The organism is Streptomyces zhihengii (assembly GCF_016919245.1).
GTDB lineage: Bacteria > Actinomycetota > Actinomycetes > Streptomycetales > Streptomycetaceae > Streptomyces > Streptomyces zhihengii.
In genome coordinates, this window is record NZ_JAFEJA010000001.1 from 1,192,610 (window position 1) to 1,209,114 (window position 16,505).

The following is a 16,505-nucleotide window of genomic DNA, read 5'->3' on the forward strand; positions in this document are numbered from 1 at the left end:
CCTTTCGGGGAGGGGTTGGCCGAGTTCTCGGGGAAGGTCAGCCGAGCAGGGAGCGGCCGATGATCTCCTTCATGATCTCGGTCGTCCCGCCGTAGATGGTCTGGATGCGTCCGTCGGTGAAGGCCCGGGCGACGCGGTACTCGTTCATGTAGCCGTACCCGCCGTGGAGCTGGAGGCAGCGGTCGGCGGCGCGCTTCTGGAGTTCGGTGGCCCACCACTTGGCCATCGAGGCGTGCACGGCGTCGAGTTCGCCCTTGGCGTGGTCGGCGATGCAGCGGTCGAGGAAGGCCCGGGTGACGGCGCACTCGGTGGCCAGTTCGGCGATCTCGAAGCGGATGTGCTGGAGCCTGGCGAGCGGCCGGCCGAACGCCTCGCGCTCCTTCACGTACGCGGTGGTGATCTCCAGCAGGTGCTCGGCGGCGGCGATGCCGGCGACGGCGATCGCCATCCGCTCCTGCGCGAGGTTGGTCATCAGATGGATGAAGGCGCCGTCGAGCTCGCCGAGCAGGTTCTCCTTGGGGACGCGTACGTCGTTGAAGAAGAGTTCGGCGGTGTCCTGCGACTTCTGGCCGATCTTGTCGAGGTTGCGGCCGCGTTCGAAGCCCTCGGCGCCGCGTTCCACGACGAGCAGCGACAGCCCGTGGGCGCCGCCCTCGGGGGTGGTCTTCGCGACGACGACCACCAGGTCGGCGAGGATGCCGTTGGAGATGAAGGTCTTCGAGCCGTTGAGCACCCAGTGGTCGCCGCGGTCCTCGGCGGTGGTGCGGATGCCCTGGAGGTCGGAGCCGGCGCCCGGTTCGGTCATGGCGACGGCCGTGATGATCTCGCCGCTGCAGAAGCCGGGCAGCCAGCGCCGCTTCTGCTCCTCGGTGCCGAGCGAGGTGAGGTAGGGGCCGACGATGTCGTTGTGCAGCCCGACGGCGAGTCCGGGGGTGCCGGCCCGGGTGAACTCCTCGGCCAGCACGGCCGCGTAGCGGAAGTCGTCGTTGCCGCCGCCGCCGTACTCCTCGGGCACGGCGAGGCCCAGCAGGCCCTGGCGGCCGGCCGCGAGCCAGGCCTCGCGGCTGACGATGCCGTCCTTCTCCCACTGCTCGTAGTGGGGCAGCACCTCCTTGGTGAGGAAGGTGCGCACGGTCGCGCGGAACGCCTCGTGCTCGTCGGTGAAGATCTCTCGCCTCATCGGTCCTCCTGCGGAGCGGTCAGGTCCACGCCCCAGTCACGGGCGACGTCCGCGGTGTGCGCGCCGGGCAGGGCGGGCGGCCGGGTCAGGGCGCCCGGGGTGGCGGAGAAGCGGGGCGCGGGTGCGGGCTGGGTGACACCGCCGTGGTCGACGAAGGTCGACCGGGCCGCGAGATGGGGGTGCGCGGCGGCCTCGCGCAGCCCGAGCACGGGCGCGACGCAGGCGTCGGAGCCCTCGAAGACGGCCGTCCACTCGGCGCGGGTGCGGGACCTGAAGCGGGCGGCGACGGCCTCGCGCAGTTCGTCCCAGCGGCCGAAGTCCTTGCGCGCGGGGACCTCGTCGGCGATGCCGAGCAGGGTGATGAACTCGTCGTAGAACTTCTGCTCCAGCGCCCCGACCGCCATGTACTCGCCGTCGGCGGTCTCGTAGGTGCCGTAGAAGGGGCAGCCGCCGTCGAGGAGGTTGGCGCCGCGGCGGTCCTGCCAGCCGCCGGCGGCCATCATGCCGTGGATCATGGTGGTCAGATGGGCCGCTCCGTCGACGATGGCCGCGTCCACGACCTGGCCCCGGCCGCCCTCGGAGCGGGCGTGCTGGAGGGCGGCGAGGACGCCGATGACGAGGTAGAGCGAGCCGCCCGCGTAGTCGCCGAGCAGATTGGCCGGGACCACGGGCGGCCGGTCCGCCTCGCCGACCATGGAGAGGGCGCCGGTCACGGCGATGTAGCCGATGTCGTGTCCGGCGCGCTCGGCGAGCGGGCCGTCCTGGCCCCAGCCGGTCATCCGTCCGTAGACCAGGCGCGGATTGCGGGCGAGGCACGCGTCGGGGCCGACGCCGAGGCGTTCGGCGACGCCCGGCCGGTAGCCCTCGACGAGGATGTCGGCCTTCTCCACGAGGTCGAGGGTGCGTGCCCTGCCCTCGTCGGTCTTGAGATCGAGCAGCACGGAGCGCTTGCCCCGGTTGGTGAGGTCGCGGGCGGGGTCGATGCCGAGCCCCGCGCCGCCGGGACGGTCGACGCGCACGACGTCCGCTCCCAGGTCGGCCAGGTGCATGGCGGCGAACGGGCCGGGCCCGATGCCCGCCAGTTCGACCACACGCACCCCGGCCAGCGGACCGTTCCCTGACGCTGTCATCCAGCCCCCAGCAGTGTGACACAACTGATGTAACACCAGTGATGGTAAGAACACGTTCCACTCGGCACAAGGCTTTCGGCCGAGCAAGCGCTTAGCTCTGCGGACTCTGCCAGGTTACCGATGGGGAACACGTCTTCTGCCGGGCGGCGCGGCGCGCTAGCCTCGGCCACCGGCATGGACACGGCACAGCAGGCGGAGGAGCCCTTGAACAGCCAGAACGGGACCGGTCGCGACGAGCGCCCGTACGACATCGTGCTCTTCGGCGCGACGGGCTTCGTCGGCGTGCTCACCGCCGAGTACCTGGCGCGCAACGCGCCGCCCGGCTGCCGCTGGGCGGTCGCCGGGCGCAGCGCGGCGAAGCTGGCGCGGCTGCGGGAGCGGCTGACCGCGATCGACCCGGGGTGCGCCGAGCTGCCCCTGATCGTCGCGGACGCCTCCGACGCGGCCGCCCTGCGCGACCTCGCGCGCTCCACCCGCGCCGTCGCGACGACCGTCGGCCCCTACGTCTGGTACGGCGAGCCGCTGGTGGCCGCCTGCGCGGAGGCCGGCACCCACTACGCCGACCTGACCGGTGAACCGGAGTTCGTGGACGCGATGTTCGTCGCCCACGACGCGCGCGCCCGGGAGACCGGGGCCCGTCTGGTGCACGCCTGCGGCTTCGACTCGGTCCCCCACGACCTGGGCGCGTACTGGACCGTCCAGCAGCTCCCCGAGGGGGTGCCGCTGCGGATCGACGGGTTCCTGCGCTCCAACGCGATGTTCTCCGGCGGCACCTTCGCCTCCGCGCTCACCGCGATGGGGCGGGGCGCCCAGACGCTGCGGGCCGCGCGGGAGCGGCGGCTGCACGAGCCCCGGCTGGTGGGGCGGCGCGCGAGCGCCCCGCTCGGCGCACCGCGCTTCAGCCGGGAGACCGGCGCCTGGGCACTGCCGCTGCCCACCATCGACGGCCAGGTCATCGCCCGCTCGGCACGCGCGCTGGACCGCTACGGGCCGGACTTCCGCTACCGCCACTACGCCGCGGTGCGCACGCTCCCGATGGCGCTCGGCGGCCCCGCGTTCGTGGGGGCCGGTCTCGCCCTGGCGCAGATCCCGGCCGCCCGGCGCTGGCTCATCTCCCGCTACGAGCCCGGCACCGGCCCGGACACCGCCCGCCGTGCGCGGAGCTGGTTCTCGGTCCGCTTCGTCGGCGAGGGCGGCGGCCGGAGGGTGTTCACCGAGGTGACGGGCGGGGACCCGGGCTACGACGAGACCGCGAAGATCCTCGCCGAGTCCGTGCTGAGCCTCGCCTTCGACGATCTGCCGCCGCGCTCGGGCCAGTTGACACCGGTGGTCGCGATGGGCGACGCCCTGCTGTCCCGCCTGCGGGCGGCGGGGATGGGCTTCCGGGTGGCGCACACGGAGTGACGGCGGGGCCGGGGCGACGGCGCCGGGGGCAGCGGGGCCACAGGCCGGAAACCCTGGGCCGCGAACCCGAAGACGAGCCGCAGACCCCGGATTCCCCGGCCGGCGCCGCGCCGGGCCGGGAGCCCGCTCCCGGGAGGGCAGCCGCACGGAGAGGCGCGGGCCCCACAGCGCGCTGACCCCCGCCCCGGGCCCGGGGCGGGGGTCAGCACAGGGGCGGGCGGTCAGCCGTGTCCGTGGCGGCCGATGCCCCGGCGCGGGGCGCTGCCCGGGTCGCCCAGCGTCGCGGCGCCGCTCGCGGCGGGTGCCGGTGCGGGGCCGACGGCGGGCGCCCGGTCCGCGGCGGGCACCGCGGCCGCGGGGTCGCCGTGGCGGCGGCGCCAGTAGGGGTTGTCGGGCGACAGGCCGCCGGAGACCCGCCCGTACATCCCGAACGTCATGATCACGAGGCCCATGACGAAGCTGAACATCACGTTCGACATGCCGAAGTCCAGGAAGTTGCCCGCGCGGTCCAGCACGAAGATGTGGTAGAAGCCGCTCAGCACGAACAGCACCCCCACGGTCATGTTCACCGTCGAGGCCACATTGCCCCCGATCAGGCCGCCCACGATCAGCGCGAGGCCCACGACCGTGGAGATGACGCTGAGCGCCACGTTGGTCGTCATGCCCGCGATGGTGTCGCCGGAGGTCGAGAAGGGGCTGAGGGCGTCGGCGAAGCCCAGGCAGCCGAACACGATCAGGGCGACGCCGCAGAGGACCGCACCGTACCGGTACACGGTCGCCAGACGATGGTCGACCGGAAGCTCGTCTCGCAGTTTCATGCACCCTTTTCGCGGGAGTTCGTCCCACTGGATGCGACGGGCGGCCGATACGCGGCGGTTTCACCCGCCGGGCGCAACGGCCGCCGCCTCGCGCAGCGCCGCGCGGCAGAGCGCGTCCGCGCGACGCGTCGTCTCCGGGAGACGGAACTCGGGTGCCAGGTGCAGGGTGTGCGCACAGGCCGCGTCGAGACCGACCCGGTGGCCGGCCGAGACGAACACCGGTTTCACGCCCTCCCGGGTGCGCAGCGCGCGGCCGACCTCCTCGCCGTCGCCGGCGAGCAGCGGGGTCCAGGAGCCGCGGGCGGTGCCCGGTTCGGCGTGGTCGAAGACGAACGGGTTCTTGGCGACGCCGATGACCCGCAGCCCGGTGAGCACCCCGAGGTGGCTGGCGAGACCGAAGCGGCGCGGGTGCGCCCTGCCGTAGCCGTCGCACACCACGAGCCCGGGATCGGCCCGCAGCGCGCCGAGGGCGGCGAGGACGGTCGGTATCTCGCGGAAGGCGAGCAGGCCGGGGACGTACGGGAAGGAGACCCGGCCCACGGCCGTGGCCTCGGCGACGACGGCCAGGGTCGCGGCGTCCAGGACGACGGCGGCGGCAGCGACGAGGTCGCGTTCGTCGTCGTAGGCGACGTCCACCCCCGTCACCGTTCCGGTGCCGGGCGGCGGGCCCGCCTCGTCGAGGACGACCCGTTCCCGCAGGGCGTCCTGGACGGCGCGTGCGGCTTCCTCGGTGGCCGGCCAGCCGGCGGGGGCTTCTACGATCTCCATGGTGCCGCCCACCCTAGGGGGCAGGGGCCGCCGGTAGCCTGGCGATCATGTTCGTACTGGAATTGACGTACACCGCGCCCGTCGAGCGCGTGGACACCCATCTCGACGCGCACATCGCATGGCTGGACGAGATGTACCAGGAGGGCGTCGTCATCGCGTCGGGGCGCAAGAACCCGCGGGACGGCGGGGTGCTCCTGGCCGTCGGCGACGACCGGGAGCACATCGAACGCCTCGCCGCGACCGACCCGTTCGTGACGGGCGGGGTGGCCGCGTACCGGGTCACCGAGTTCGCCGCGACCAGGACCGCGCCCGGCCTCGCCGCCTACCGGGAGCGCCCGGCCTCCTGACACCGGCCCGGTCCGGGCCCGCGTGGGGCGGGCCCGGCCCGGTGACGCGGGAGCACGGACGCCGGTCCGGCGGCCGGGGCGCGGGTTCAACGGCGAGGCGCACCCCCGGACGCGGGATCGGCGGCGCCGGGACGCACTGCCCTGGGGCCGGGACGCACCGCCCTGGGTCCAGGAGGGACGGCCCCGGGGCCGGGAGCCAACGGCCCCGATCAGCGGTGCCAGGACAGCCTGGCGATGCGGCCCTTCTCGCCGGAGGCCCAGCAACTGCCGTCCGCCGTGCAGTCGACGGTGTCGAACGAGCCGGTGTCGACCGTCCGCCAGGTGCGGCCGCCGTCGAGGGTGAGGTCGGTGCCGGTCGGGCCCACCGCGAGCGCCGCCGACCGGCCGCGGGGCAGCCACGCCACGCCCGACCGGTAGGCGGGCGGGGAGGTGCGGGCCCGCTCCCAGCTCCGCCCGCCGTCGCCGGTGACCGCCGCGGCCTGCGGGGAGGGCTCCCCCGTGCGGTAGTCCCCGCCGACGGCGATGCCGTGGCGGCGGCCCTGGAAGGCGAGCGCGAACACCCCGCGGGCGGGGTCTCCCGCCGGGATGGTGGTGGGGGCGACGGTCCAGGTCAGGCCGCGGTCCGCCGAATGCAGCACCCGGGCGGCGGCCGCTCCCCCGGTGGCCATCCAGACGTCCTTCGGGCCCGAGGCGACCAGGCACTGGCCGCTAGCGGCGAAGCCGGCCTCGCCGGGGAGCGCGGCGGGCATGCCCGCGTCGGGCAGCACCCGCCAGGACCGGCCGCCGTCGTCGGTCGACAGGATCCGGAACCGGCCGTCGACCGGGTCGCTCATCGCGAGGCCGTGGCGGCGGTCGAAGAAGGTCAGGCAGTCGTAGAACGCCCGCGGGTCGCCGTTGCGGAACGACTCCGTCCAGGTGGCGCCGCCGTCCTCGGTGCGCAGCACCCGTGACGCCTCGCCCTCGCCGATCGCCAGCACCACGGCACGCCGTCCGTCGAACGCCTCGACGTCGCGGAACTCCAGCTCCCCCGCGCCCGGTGGCGACACGTCCTGCCAGGTGGTCCCGCCGTCCGCGGTGCGCAGCACCGTTCCCCGGGAGCCGGCGGCCCACGCCGTCCTCGCGTCGACCGGCGCGAGTCCCCGGAAGCGGGCGTCGGTCCCGGTGTCGGTGAGCCGCCAGCCGGGCGCCCCGGCCTTCGGCGCCCCGCCGCCCGTGCCCGTCGCGGCCTGAGCGGGAACGCCCGCCAGCACCGCCGCCACGGCCGCGGCGCAGAGCCCCACCGACACCGCTCGTCTCGTCTTCCCCTTGGACGTCATGGCGGTGGAAGCTAGCCCACGCGCCCCACGGCGTCCAGAGTGCGAGACGGCCGGCACCCCGCGGGGCCCCTCGGTGACACAGCTCACGTGTCCCGCAGGTGCACGGAATCGGCCATTCCTACGTCTGTGGGGGTAGCAGCAGCCCCCGAGGGGCACCAGCGAGCCGCGGATGTGAGGAGCGGGCCATGTCCACCGTCATCGAACAGGCCGTGCAGGCACGGCTCGTCGCGTCCGCGCCCCTTCTGGAGACGGTGCCGGCGACCCTGCACTACGACCGGGCGGACCCCTTCGCCGTGCGCATCGACTTTCCCGCGCCGGCCACCCTGGAAGGCGCGGACGTGTCGTGGGCGTTCTCCCGGGACCTGCTCGCCGACGGCGTCGACGAGCCCGCCGGTCTCGGCGACGTACGGGTGCGGCCGTACGGATACGACCGCACGGTGCTGGAGTTCCACGCGCCGGAGGGCATCGCGATGGTGCACATCCGCACCGGGGAGCTGCGGCGCTTCCTGCGCCGGGCGCAGACGCTGGTGCCGTCCGGCAGCGAGCATCTGCACCTGGACCTCGACCGCGATCTGACCGCGCTGCTCGGCGACGCCCGCTGACCCGGCGGGCGCCTGCGCGGCGTGGCGGGCGCCGGCCCGCGGCCCCGCCCGCGCAGGTGCGCCCGCCGCCGGCCCGGGCCGCTGCCCCGCCGGGAAAACCCTTTGCCGGGGGCCGTCGCCGCCCCCTACCGTTGGCGGCGGTTCTGTTGTCGTCGATCGGAGTGGGACGTTGCTCGTCTGAGGTCATGAGACACCCCCGCGGCACCTTCGTGTGCCCGCGCGCGTGTGCGACCTCGGCGTACAGCCGTCCACCGCCCCTGCCCGGCCGGGACCGTCCTCCCGTCGCCCCCCGGGGCCCCGTCGCGCACCCCGGTGTCTCCACCCGTTGCCCAGCCCCTTCTCTGCAACCGGGAGACCCGTATGTCATCCGCCTTTCCCCATCACGTCGTCTGCTCCTCCCTCTCCTTCTCCTGGCCCGACGGGACCGAGGTCTTCGACGGTCTCGACATCGCCGTCGGCCCCGGCAGGACGGGCCTCACCGGTCTCAACGGGTCCGGCAAGTCGACCCTGCTGCGGCTGATCGCCGGGGAGCTGCGGCCCTCCGACGGCGCCGTGCGCGTCTCGGGCGAGATCGGCCGGCTGCCGCAGAACGTCGTGCTCGACACCGCGCTGCGCGTGGACGAGGTCCTCGGCATCGCCGCGACCAGGGCGGCGCTGCACGCCATCGAGGGCGGCGACCCGGCCGAGGAGCACTTCACGGCCGTCGGCGACGACTGGGACGTGGAGGAGCGCGCCCGCGCCACCCTCGACGAGCTCGGTCTCGCGCACATCGGCCTCGACCGCACCATCGGCGAGGTCTCCGGCGGCGAGGGCGTGCTGCTGCGGCTCGCCGGGCTGCTGCTGGCACGCCCCGACGTGCTGCTGCTCGACGAGCCGACCAACAACCTCGATCTGTACGCCCGCCGCCGGGTCCACGCCGCCGTGGCCCGCTGGACGGGGGTGCTGGTGGTCGTCAGCCACGACCGCGAACTGCTGGAGCTGGTCGACCGGATCGCCGATCTCCACGACGGGGACGTCCGCTGGTACGGCGGCAACTTCACCGCCTACGAGCAGGCGCTGGCGGTGGAGCAGGAGGCGGCGGAGCGCACGGTCCGCGCGGCCGAGGCGGATGTGCAGCGCCAGAAGCGCGAACTGGCCGACGCCCAGGTGAAGCTGGCCCGGCGCAAGCGGTACGGGCAGAAGATGTGGGACTCGAAACGCGAGCCGAAGATCGTCATGGGCGCGCGCAAACGGTCCGCCCAGGAGTCCGCGGGCAAGCACCGCATCCTGCACACCGAGCGGCTCGCCGAGGCCAGGGAACGCCTCGGCGAGGCGGTGGAGGCCGTGCGCGACGACGACGAGATCCGCGTGGACCTGCCCCGCACCCTGGTGCACCCGGGGCGGGGAGTGCTCCGGCTCAGCGACCTGACACTCCGCCACGGGGTGCGGCTCAAGGGCGAGTTCGAGATCCGCGGGCCCGAGCGCATCGCGCTCGTCGGGCGCAACGGCTCGGGCAAGACGACGCTGCTGCGCACCCTCGCGGGCGAGCTGTCGCCGGTCAGGGGAGAGGCCACCACGGAGGTGCCGCTGCGTTTCCTTCCGCAACGCCTCGACCTGCTCGACGACCGGCTCAGCGTGGCGCGGAACGTGGCCCGGTTCGCGCCCGGTGCCACCGACAACCGCATCCGGGCCCAGCTCGCGCGCTTCCTGTTCCGCGGCGCGGCCGCCGACCAGGCGGCGGGCACGCTGTCGGGCGGTGAGCGCTTCCGGGCGACGCTCGCGGCGCTGCTCCTCGCGGAACCGGCGCCGCAGCTCCTCATGCTCGACGAGCCGACCAACAATCTCGACCTGGCGAGCGTGCGCCGGCTCACGGCGGCACTGTCGGCCTTCGAGGGCGCGCTGATCGTGGCCGGCCACGACATGGCGTTCCTGGAGGCGGCGGGGATCACCCGGTGGCTGCTCCTCGACGAGGACGGGCTGCGGGACGTGGCGCCGGGCGATCTGCCCGGAAAGGAGACGTGATGCGGCTCTCGCGTTCGCGGCCTGGCCTGCGGACATAACCACGTGCAAACGGACATCACGGATCCAGGCTTGGAGGAGTGCTTATCGCCCGCTTAACCTACGGTTTCGTAACCTACGAATCCGTAGGTAATACTCCCGTCCCCAGGAGCCCCCGTGACGATCACCTCTCCCCACCTCGGCAGTTCTGAAGCGTGGACGGACGCCCGTCTGCTGTACGCGCTGGAAGAAGTGGTGGAGAAGGAGCTCAACCGCCATCTCAAGGTCGCCAAGGACTGGATGCCGCACGAGTACGTGCCGTTCGGCGACGGCCGGAACTTCCCGGGCTTCTTCGAGGACGGCGAGGCGTGGGACCCGGAGCAGTCCAAGGTCACCGACGTCGGCAGGATCGCCCTGGTGGTGAACCTGCTGACCGAGGACAACCTGCCCAGCTACCACCACGAGATCGCGAGCCTCTTCGGACGGGACGGCGCCTGGGGCACCTGGGTGCACCGCTGGACCGCCGAGGAGGGCCGGCACGGCATCGTGATGCGCGACTACCTGCTCACGTCGCGGGCGGTCGACCCGGACAAGCTGGAGCAGTTCCGCATGGCGCACATGGCGGAGGGCTTCGAGTCGGACAACCGGCACTCGATGCTGCACTCCGTGGCGTACGTGGCCTTCCAGGAGCTGGCGACCCGCGTCTCGCACCGCAACACCGGCCACCAGTCGGGGGACCCGGTCTGCGACCGGATGCTGGCACGGATCGCGACCGACGAGAACCTGCACATGGTCTTCTACCGGAACCTGCTGGGCGCGGCCTTCGAGCTCGCCCCCGACCTGACGATGCAGGCCGTGCGGGACGTGGTGGTCAACTTCCGCATGCCCGGACACGGCATGCCCGGCTTCGAGCGCGCCGCCGCGCAGATGGCGATCGGCGAGATCTACAACATGCGCATCCACCACGACGACGTGCTCCAGCCCGTGCTGCGCTTCCTGAAGGTCATGGAGATCGACGGGCTCGGCCCGGAGGGCCGGCAGGCCCAGGACGAGCTCGGCCTGTACATGAACGGCCTCGACGGGGAAGCGGCCAAGTTCGACGAGAAGCTCGCCGCGCGCAAGGCGCGGATGGCGGCCCGCGCGGGCCGCTGACACCGGCGGGCCGTACGGCCCGCCGAAGACGGCCCGGTGGCCGGAGCCGCATCGCTCCGGCCACCGGGCCGTTTTCCCCCGTTCCCCCTGTTCTCCCCCGTGCCGGGCCCGTCCCCGTGTTCCCCGCGGACCCGGCTCCCCCTTTCCCCCGGCTCCCCCGAACCGGGCTGATCCCCCGTTCCCCCGGCTCCCCCGAACCGGGATGGTTCGGGGAAGCCCGGCTCCCCCGAGCCGGACTTCCCCCGTGCGCCCGGTTCCCCCGAACCGGGCCCGTCCCGCTCTCCCGAAGCGGGCCGTCTCCCCCGTCTCCCCCTGTGGGCTCGATTCCCCCTGTGTCACCCGCGCGCCGGCGGCGCGCCGTGCCGGATCGCCCCCGCGACGTCCGGCCGCCTCACGCCTGCCGCGCCCCGGCGCGGGATCCATGGCCGCGACCTCCCGGCCGCGCCCCCGTGCGTGCGGTGTCAGCCGCGCCCGCGGGCCTGATCGCGGCGCATCCGGAGCCGCTCCTTCTCGGACAGGCCGCCCCAGACGCCGAATCTCTCGTCGTTGGCGAGCGCGTACTCCAGGCATGCCACCCGGCCCTCGCAGGCGCCGCAGAGCTGCTTCGCCTCGCGGGTCGACGAGCCCGGGGCGGGAAAGAAGAACTCCGGACCCGCCTGGGCGCAGAGCGCCGTCTCCTGCCAGGCCAGTTCCGGTTCGGTCATGGTGTTCATCGGCATGGGGAACACCTTGCCGGGCGGCGATAAACACCTCATCAACGTCTCGTCAACAAGGCCCCACAGGTCTCCACCGCTCCCGAGTGTGCCGCCACCACCCCCGCGCGCGCACACCGTTGGCCGGCCCCGGCGCGTCGCGCCCACCCCGCCGGCTGGGGAGGCGGCTCGCCGGCGCGGGCCCGTCAGGGGCCGCCGAGTTCGGCGACGAGGGCGGCGTCGCGCATGCCGGGCAGGGAGTACCCCTCGGTCTCGTCCCACTCGACGTCGAGATCGTCGAGGTGGACCCGCCACTCGGCGTCGGGCAGCGCGCGGCGCAGAGCGGTCACGGAGTCGAGGACGGCGGCGACGACCGGCAGCAGGCGGCCCGGGTGCATCGGCATCTTGGTGGATCCGTCGAGCAGCTCGCCGGGGTCGTCCGCATCGTCCGCGTAGAGGTGGAGGCTCTCCTCCTCCTCGTACGGGAAGGACGCCCGGTGGGCGGCCTCGACATCGGCGACGGCGGCGCGCTCGGCGGCGGTCAGCGGGGCCCGGCGGCGGGCGCTGTAGTAGAGGGAGACGCTCATGGCCCGAGCGTACGGGCGGGGTCGGACAGTGACCGGATCAGCGGCCGCGCTGCTCGTAGACGGTGGTGGCCAGGTCGCGCAGGGCCTGGCGGGCGGGCTCCGGGTCCAGGCCGTGGTCGATGGCCTCCAGGGCGGCGGCGGCCGACGCGCGGACCTGGTGCGGCAGGCCGTCGTAGGCGGAGATGCCGTAGGCGACCCTGCGGCGGGCGGCGGCCTCCTCGTCGGAGACGCCGCCGGGCTCGATCGGGAAGACGGCCGCCTGGTAGGTGGCTATGCCGATCAGCACCGTCTGGGCCAGGCCCTCCGCGTATCCGTCGTCGGCGGCCGCGGCGCACTCCTCGCGGAACGCCGCCAGCGCCCGGCGCCGTGCGTACGCCGACCCCGCCCAGGACCCCGCGGCGGCGAGGGCGCCCGTGAATCCGGCCACGAACGGGCCGCCCAGCAGGTATCCGGCGAGGATGCCCAGGGCCGCGGCGGAGGCGACGAGCTGCACGGTGATCAGCCGGTGGGCACGAGTGAGGGCAAGGTTGTCCATAGCGGGCAGTATGACGGGTGCCCGCGACCGGCCCGGCACGGGCACCCGGGGAGACGCCCGGGCGCCCGGGTGCCGGGCGGGTCCGCGGCCTAGTCGCCGAGCGCCGCCTCGGTGGGGACCACGATGCCGAAGACGTCGGTGACGGTGGTCAGCGCGGCGGCCTTGAGCACGGCGGCCGGCACCACCGTGCCGTCCGGAGCGGTCAGCGCGCGGGTGGCGGTGGCGTCGGCGACGACGGTGGGCCGGTGGCCGCGGTTGAAGGCGCCCTGGGCGGTCGAGGCGACGCACATGTGCGTCATGAAGCCGGCCAGCACGAGGTCCCTGCCGCCGTCCGGTCCGGCGCCGAGCTCCGCCAGCGTCCGCTCCAGGTCGGTGGCCTGGAAGGAGTCGGGGAAGTTCTTCACCACGACCGGTTCGCCGTCGGCCGGGGCGACCGCGTCGCAGACGGCGCCGATGTGGGCGCGGATGTCGTACGGCGACCCCTCGCCCGCGTCGTGGACGACATGGACGACGGGGGTGCCGGCGGCGCGGGCCCGCGCCAGCAGCCGGGCCGCCGCGGCGAGGGCCTCGTCGGCCCCCTCCAGCGCCATGACGCCGGTGCGGTAGGTGTTCTGGAAGTCGATCATGACCAGGACGGACTCGCCGAGCCGGGGCGGCCGGTTGTCCTGCCCGCTGACGTCGCGCAGGGTCGTGGAGGCGGTGACGGTACTCATGGAGGTGCCTTTCGTCGTGGAGGTGGGCGGGGCGAAGGGGTCGTGGGTGCGGGTGCGGGTGGAGGTGTGCATGACACCGGGTCGGACGTACGGGGCGAGTGCCGGTGCCCCGGGCGGGCCGTCGGCCCGGGTGAGGGGCGGCCGGTGCCGGGGCGTCGGACCCGGGCGGGGTGAGGCCGCTCCGTGCGCGGCGGCGGTGGCGGGTCAGCCGGCGCGGGTGCGGAAGCGGCGGCGGTAGGCGGCGGGCGTGGTGGCGAGCCGGCGCCGGAACGCCCGGTGGAGGGTCTCCACCGAGCCGAGCCCGGCGGCCTCGGCGACCTGCCCGAGCGGGCCGTCGGTGGTCTCCAGCAGACGGCGGGCCACCTCGACCCGGGCCGCCTCGACGTAGGCGGCGGGGCTGGTGCCCGTCTCCTGGGCGAAGACCCGGGCGAAGTGCCGCTCGCTCAGACACATCCGCTCGGCGAGCGCCGCGGCGGACAGGTCCTCGTGGAGGTGGTCGGCGATCCACAGCCGCAGGTCGTCGATGTCCCTGCGGTCGGCGGCGGGGCGGCTCAGCGGTACCGAGAACTGGCTCTGACCGCCCTGCCGCTTGAGGTACATCACGAGGTGCCTGGCGAGCGCGAGGGCGGTCCGCTCGCCGAGGTCCTCGGCCACCAGGGCCAGCGCGAGGTCCAGGCAGGCGCTGATGCCGGCCCCGGTCCACAGCCGGCCGTGGTCGGTGCGGACGAAGATCGGGTCCGGGTCGACGGTGACGCCGGGATGGTCGGCGGCGAGCTGGGCGGCGGTCGACCAGTGGGTGGTCGCCGTCCGGCCGTCGAGCAGTCCGGCGGCGGCCAGCACGTGCGCGCCGACGCACACCGAGGCGACGCGCCCGGCGTGCGGGGCGGTCTCCCGGACCCAGGCCACGATGTCCTCGTCGACCCGGGCCCGGGGGCCGGCCTCGGTCATGTCGACCGCGCCAGGCACGATCAGCGTGTCCACGTCCGCGCCGACGTCACCGAAGGCCAGGTCGGTCAGCAGCCGCACGCCCGCGGAGGTGCGCACCTCTCCGGCGACGGGCCCGGCGAGCCGGACCCGGTAGCCAGCCCGGCCGCCGGTCTCCCGGTTGGCCAGGGCGAAGACCTCGGCCGGGCCGGTGACGTCGAGGAGGTCGACGCCGGGGAAGACCGCGATGACGACACGGTGGGGAAGGGGCATGCACCGATCCTGGCCGGTGGGCACCGCGGCCGCAATGACGATTCCCTGTCACATCCGGACACGGGGCGGGGGCGGCCGGCGCCGGGCCCCGGGCGTGTGGCGAAAGCAGCTCCGTCCGCCCGAAGGGCGGGGCCTGCGGCGTCTGGTCCGTGCGATCGCAAGGCGGAGGATCATCCTCGTACCGGGCGTACCCGGATGACTCCGGCAACGCGGCATGGGGGTACCTCCCAGCGGTAGCTGGGGGAGGGCGTGCCAGGCGTCGCGGGCCAGGAGGGACTTTCGCAACACGCCCGACGCGTCAGCGGGGGGCGATCGCCGTCTCGACGGCGGCCTTGATCCGGGCGCCGAAGGCGGGCGCGTCCTTGCGGGCGGCGGCGAGCGCCAGGCCGACGAGGAGCTTGCCCAGCCCGTGGCCCTCCAGGACGTTGAAGATGCGCACCCGTGTGCCGCCGCCGGGCAGCGGCTCCAGGTCGTAGCCGCCCTCGCGCGCCGTCACGGTGTTGCTCGACACCTCGGCCCACCGGATCGTGCGGGGTGCTTCGAGGGCGGTGACCCGGAACTCCCTGGCGGTCTTCATCCCGGCGTCCTTGACGGTGCTCCGGAAGACGGTGCCGACGGCGGTGGGACCCTCGGGGACCCGTTCGATCCTGAGCACCCGGGGGCTGAACTCCGGGTCGTTGCGGCCGTCGGCGAGGTAGGCGAACACGTCGTCGACGGGCCGGTCGATCTCGACGGTCGCTTCGAACTGACCTGACATGGGGCACTCCCGGTGGGTCGCGACGCGGCACGCCCGCCCGGCGCGCGCCGTTCCCGGGGCGCCTCGCGGACACCCGGGGCCGTCGCGGGCCCGCGGCGTGCCGCCCGTCCTGCACAGCGGCACCGCGACCCTACGGGACCTGCGGGCTTCCCGCGCGGCGACGGGGCACCCCCGGGGGGAAGCGGCCGGTGCGGAGGGAGGCGTACCCCGCCCTCCGCACCGGCGTGCCCTCAGTGGTCGTGGGCGGAGCCCGCGTCGGCGCCGCCCTCGGCCTTCGGGGACGCCGGCCCCTGCCGCGCGGCGCCGTGCCCGCCGTGGTCGCCGTCGTGGCCCGGGACGGTGCCGTCCGGTTTGGCGACCAGGAAGAGACCGGCCATCCCCATGTCGGAGTGGCTCTGGACGTGGCAGTGGTACATCCACGCGCCCGCGCCGACGTGCTCACCGGCGATGACCTGGAAGCCGAAGGAGTCGGCGGGTCCGGTGATCTTGTTGTCGACGACCCGGCTGACGTCCTCGGGGCCCGACAGCAGGCCCGTGCGGTTGTCGGCCCAGCGATGACCGTGCATGTGGAAGGTGTGGTAGTACTCCCCGTGCGTGATCATGATGATCTCCACCCGGTCGCCCACCGTGGCGAGGAAGTTCGGCGGGTCGGCGGCCGGACGGTTGTTGATCGTCATGTCGTTGAAGACGATCGTGAACTGCTTGTCCGGCAGGATGTCGCCCTTGCGGCGCACCACCATCGGCCCGTAGAGCCCCTTGCGGATGCCGCCCGTGCCGTGGTCCGTGCCCACGACGTGGTCGTGGTAGTGCCAGTAGCCGGCGCTGCCGGGGCGCCAGGTGCCGTCGGCGCGGCGGCCGGGGGCGTGGGTGCGCCAGGTGTAGGTGCGGGTGGCGCCCGGCTCGACATGGCTGCGGCTCATCTTCGTGCCGTCGTTGTCGATGTCGTAGTCCACGCCGTGCGGGTGGAGGCTGACGGGCACGTCCATCAGGTTCTCGAACTCGATGTGGAGGGTGTCGCCCTCGTTGAGCTCGATCAGCGGGCCGGGGATCGTGGCCTTGCCCTTCTCCAGGCCGTATCCCATCTGCCCGTCGGCCAGTTTCTCGGCGTAGAGCCGCAGATGGCGGACCACGCCGCCGGCGGGGGCGGTCCTGGGCGCGGCGGCCGCCGCGGGCGCCGCACTGGAGGAGGCGGAGGCGAGGGACAACGATGTCACGCCCGTCGCGGCGACCGCACCGCCCGCGAGCAGGCGCCGGTTGAAACTGCGTCTGTCCATTCGAACTCTCCAGTCGGTGACGGAGGCTGACGGGGCATGAGCCCCCGGGGACGGCC

General features: G+C 74.2%; 17 protein-coding genes. 5 read left to right on the forward strand and 12 right to left on the reverse strand.

What is annotated here, in order from left to right; genetic code table 11:
• Window positions 1-37 precede the first annotated feature (37 nt).
• Together JE024_RS05010 and JE024_RS05015 are read right to left on the reverse strand one after the other, a co-directional pair.
• Window positions 38-1,180 (reverse strand): acyl-CoA dehydrogenase family protein, encoded by a 1,143-nt coding sequence (locus tag JE024_RS05010; RefSeq protein ID WP_205372415.1) that lies wholly within the window; start codon window positions 1,178-1,180, stop codon window positions 38-40.
• Window positions 1,177-2,310 carry a CaiB/BaiF CoA transferase family protein gene (locus JE024_RS05015; protein WP_205372416.1) on the reverse strand — a complete coding sequence of 378 codons (1,134 nt, stop codon included), beginning with the start codon at window positions 2,308-2,310 and terminating at the stop codon, window positions 1,177-1,179. Before JE024_RS05015 ends, JE024_RS05010 begins: the two co-directional genes overlap by 4 nt.
• A gap of 204 nt (window positions 2,311-2,514) precedes the next feature.
• Here JE024_RS05015 and JE024_RS05020 point away from each other — a divergent pair, with 204 nt between their 5' ends.
• Window positions 2,515-3,714 carry a saccharopine dehydrogenase family protein gene (locus JE024_RS05020; protein ID WP_205372417.1) on the forward strand — a complete coding sequence of 400 codons (1,200 nt, stop codon included), beginning with the start codon at window positions 2,515-2,517 and terminating at the stop codon, window positions 3,712-3,714.
• A 221-nt stretch (window positions 3,715-3,935) separates the two neighbouring features.
• On the opposite strand, the gene JE024_RS05025 is transcribed toward JE024_RS05020, so the two are convergent.
• Complete coding sequence (locus JE024_RS05025) at window positions 3,936-4,532, reverse strand: DUF4383 domain-containing protein (protein WP_205372418.1); 597 nt, start codon at window positions 4,530-4,532, stop codon at window positions 3,936-3,938.
• A gap of 60 nt (window positions 4,533-4,592) precedes the next feature.
• Complete coding sequence (locus JE024_RS05030) at window positions 4,593-5,300, reverse strand: endonuclease V (RefSeq protein ID WP_205372419.1); 708 nt, start codon at window positions 5,298-5,300, stop codon at window positions 4,593-4,595.
• 47 nt (window positions 5,301-5,347) lie between these two features.
• Here JE024_RS05030 and JE024_RS05035 point away from each other — a divergent pair, with 47 nt between their 5' ends.
• Window positions 5,348-5,647 carry a YciI family protein gene (locus JE024_RS05035; protein ID WP_205372420.1) on the forward strand — a complete coding sequence of 100 codons (300 nt, stop codon included), beginning with the start codon at window positions 5,348-5,350 and terminating at the stop codon, window positions 5,645-5,647.
• Window positions 5,648-5,856: 209 nt separating this feature from the next.
• Here JE024_RS05035 and JE024_RS05040 read toward each other — a convergent pair whose 3' ends face one another.
• Entirely contained in the window at window positions 5,857-6,963 is a 1,107-nt protein-coding gene (locus JE024_RS05040; RefSeq protein ID WP_205372421.1) for a WD40/YVTN/BNR-like repeat-containing protein, read from the reverse strand.
• Between the two features lie 185 nt (window positions 6,964-7,148).
• Between JE024_RS05040 and ssgD the strand changes: the two genes are divergently transcribed.
• From ssgD to JE024_RS05055, 3 genes are all read left to right on the forward strand, one after another.
• Window positions 7,149-7,565, forward strand: a complete 417-nt coding sequence (gene ssgD, locus JE024_RS05045; RefSeq protein ID WP_205372422.1) for a spore wall synthesis regulator SsgD — start codon at window positions 7,149-7,151, stop codon at window positions 7,563-7,565.
• Window positions 7,566-7,925: 360 nt separating this feature from the next.
• Complete coding sequence (locus JE024_RS05050; protein ID WP_205372423.1) at window positions 7,926-9,566, forward strand: ABC-F family ATP-binding cassette domain-containing protein; 1,641 nt, start codon at window positions 7,926-7,928, stop codon at window positions 9,564-9,566.
• A gap of 153 nt (window positions 9,567-9,719) precedes the next feature.
• Window positions 9,720-10,694: an acyl-ACP desaturase gene (locus JE024_RS05055; protein ID WP_205372424.1), complete on the forward strand. Its 975-nt coding sequence runs from the start codon at window positions 9,720-9,722 to the stop codon at window positions 10,692-10,694.
• A gap of 461 nt (window positions 10,695-11,155) precedes the next feature.
• On the opposite strand, the gene JE024_RS05060 is transcribed toward JE024_RS05055, so the two are convergent.
• The 7 genes from JE024_RS05060 to JE024_RS05090 all read right to left on the reverse strand — a co-directional run bounded on the left by JE024_RS05060 (window position 11,156) and on the right by JE024_RS05090 (window position 16,449).
• Window positions 11,156-11,413: a WhiB family transcriptional regulator gene (locus tag JE024_RS05060; protein WP_205372425.1), complete on the reverse strand. Its 258-nt coding sequence runs from the start codon at window positions 11,411-11,413 to the stop codon at window positions 11,156-11,158.
• Between the two features lie 179 nt (window positions 11,414-11,592).
• Window positions 11,593-11,973 (reverse strand): hypothetical protein, encoded by a 381-nt coding sequence (locus JE024_RS05065; RefSeq protein ID WP_205372426.1) that lies wholly within the window; start codon window positions 11,971-11,973, stop codon window positions 11,593-11,595.
• A gap of 37 nt (window positions 11,974-12,010) precedes the next feature.
• On the reverse strand, window positions 12,011-12,508 hold the full coding sequence (locus tag JE024_RS05070; RefSeq protein WP_205372427.1) for a hypothetical protein: 498 nt from the start codon (window positions 12,506-12,508) through the stop codon (window positions 12,011-12,013).
• 89 nt (window positions 12,509-12,597) lie between these two features.
• Window positions 12,598-13,221 carry an isochorismatase family protein gene (locus JE024_RS05075; protein ID WP_205376379.1) on the reverse strand — a complete coding sequence of 208 codons (624 nt, stop codon included), beginning with the start codon at window positions 13,219-13,221 and terminating at the stop codon, window positions 12,598-12,600.
• 204 nt (window positions 13,222-13,425) lie between these two features.
• Window positions 13,426-14,418: a GlxA family transcriptional regulator gene (locus JE024_RS05080; RefSeq protein WP_205372428.1), complete on the reverse strand. Its 993-nt coding sequence runs from the start codon at window positions 14,416-14,418 to the stop codon at window positions 13,426-13,428.
• Between the two features lie 298 nt (window positions 14,419-14,716).
• The gene (locus tag JE024_RS05085; protein WP_205372429.1) at window positions 14,717-15,175 is read right to left on the reverse strand and encodes an SRPBCC family protein; all 459 of its coding nucleotides are present in this window, start codon (window positions 15,173-15,175) and stop codon (window positions 14,717-14,719) included.
• A 230-nt stretch (window positions 15,176-15,405) separates the two neighbouring features.
• Window positions 15,406-16,449 (reverse strand): multicopper oxidase domain-containing protein, encoded by a 1,044-nt coding sequence (locus JE024_RS05090; RefSeq protein ID WP_205372430.1) that lies wholly within the window; start codon window positions 16,447-16,449, stop codon window positions 15,406-15,408.
• Between the last annotated feature and the right edge of the window lie 56 nt (window positions 16,450-16,505).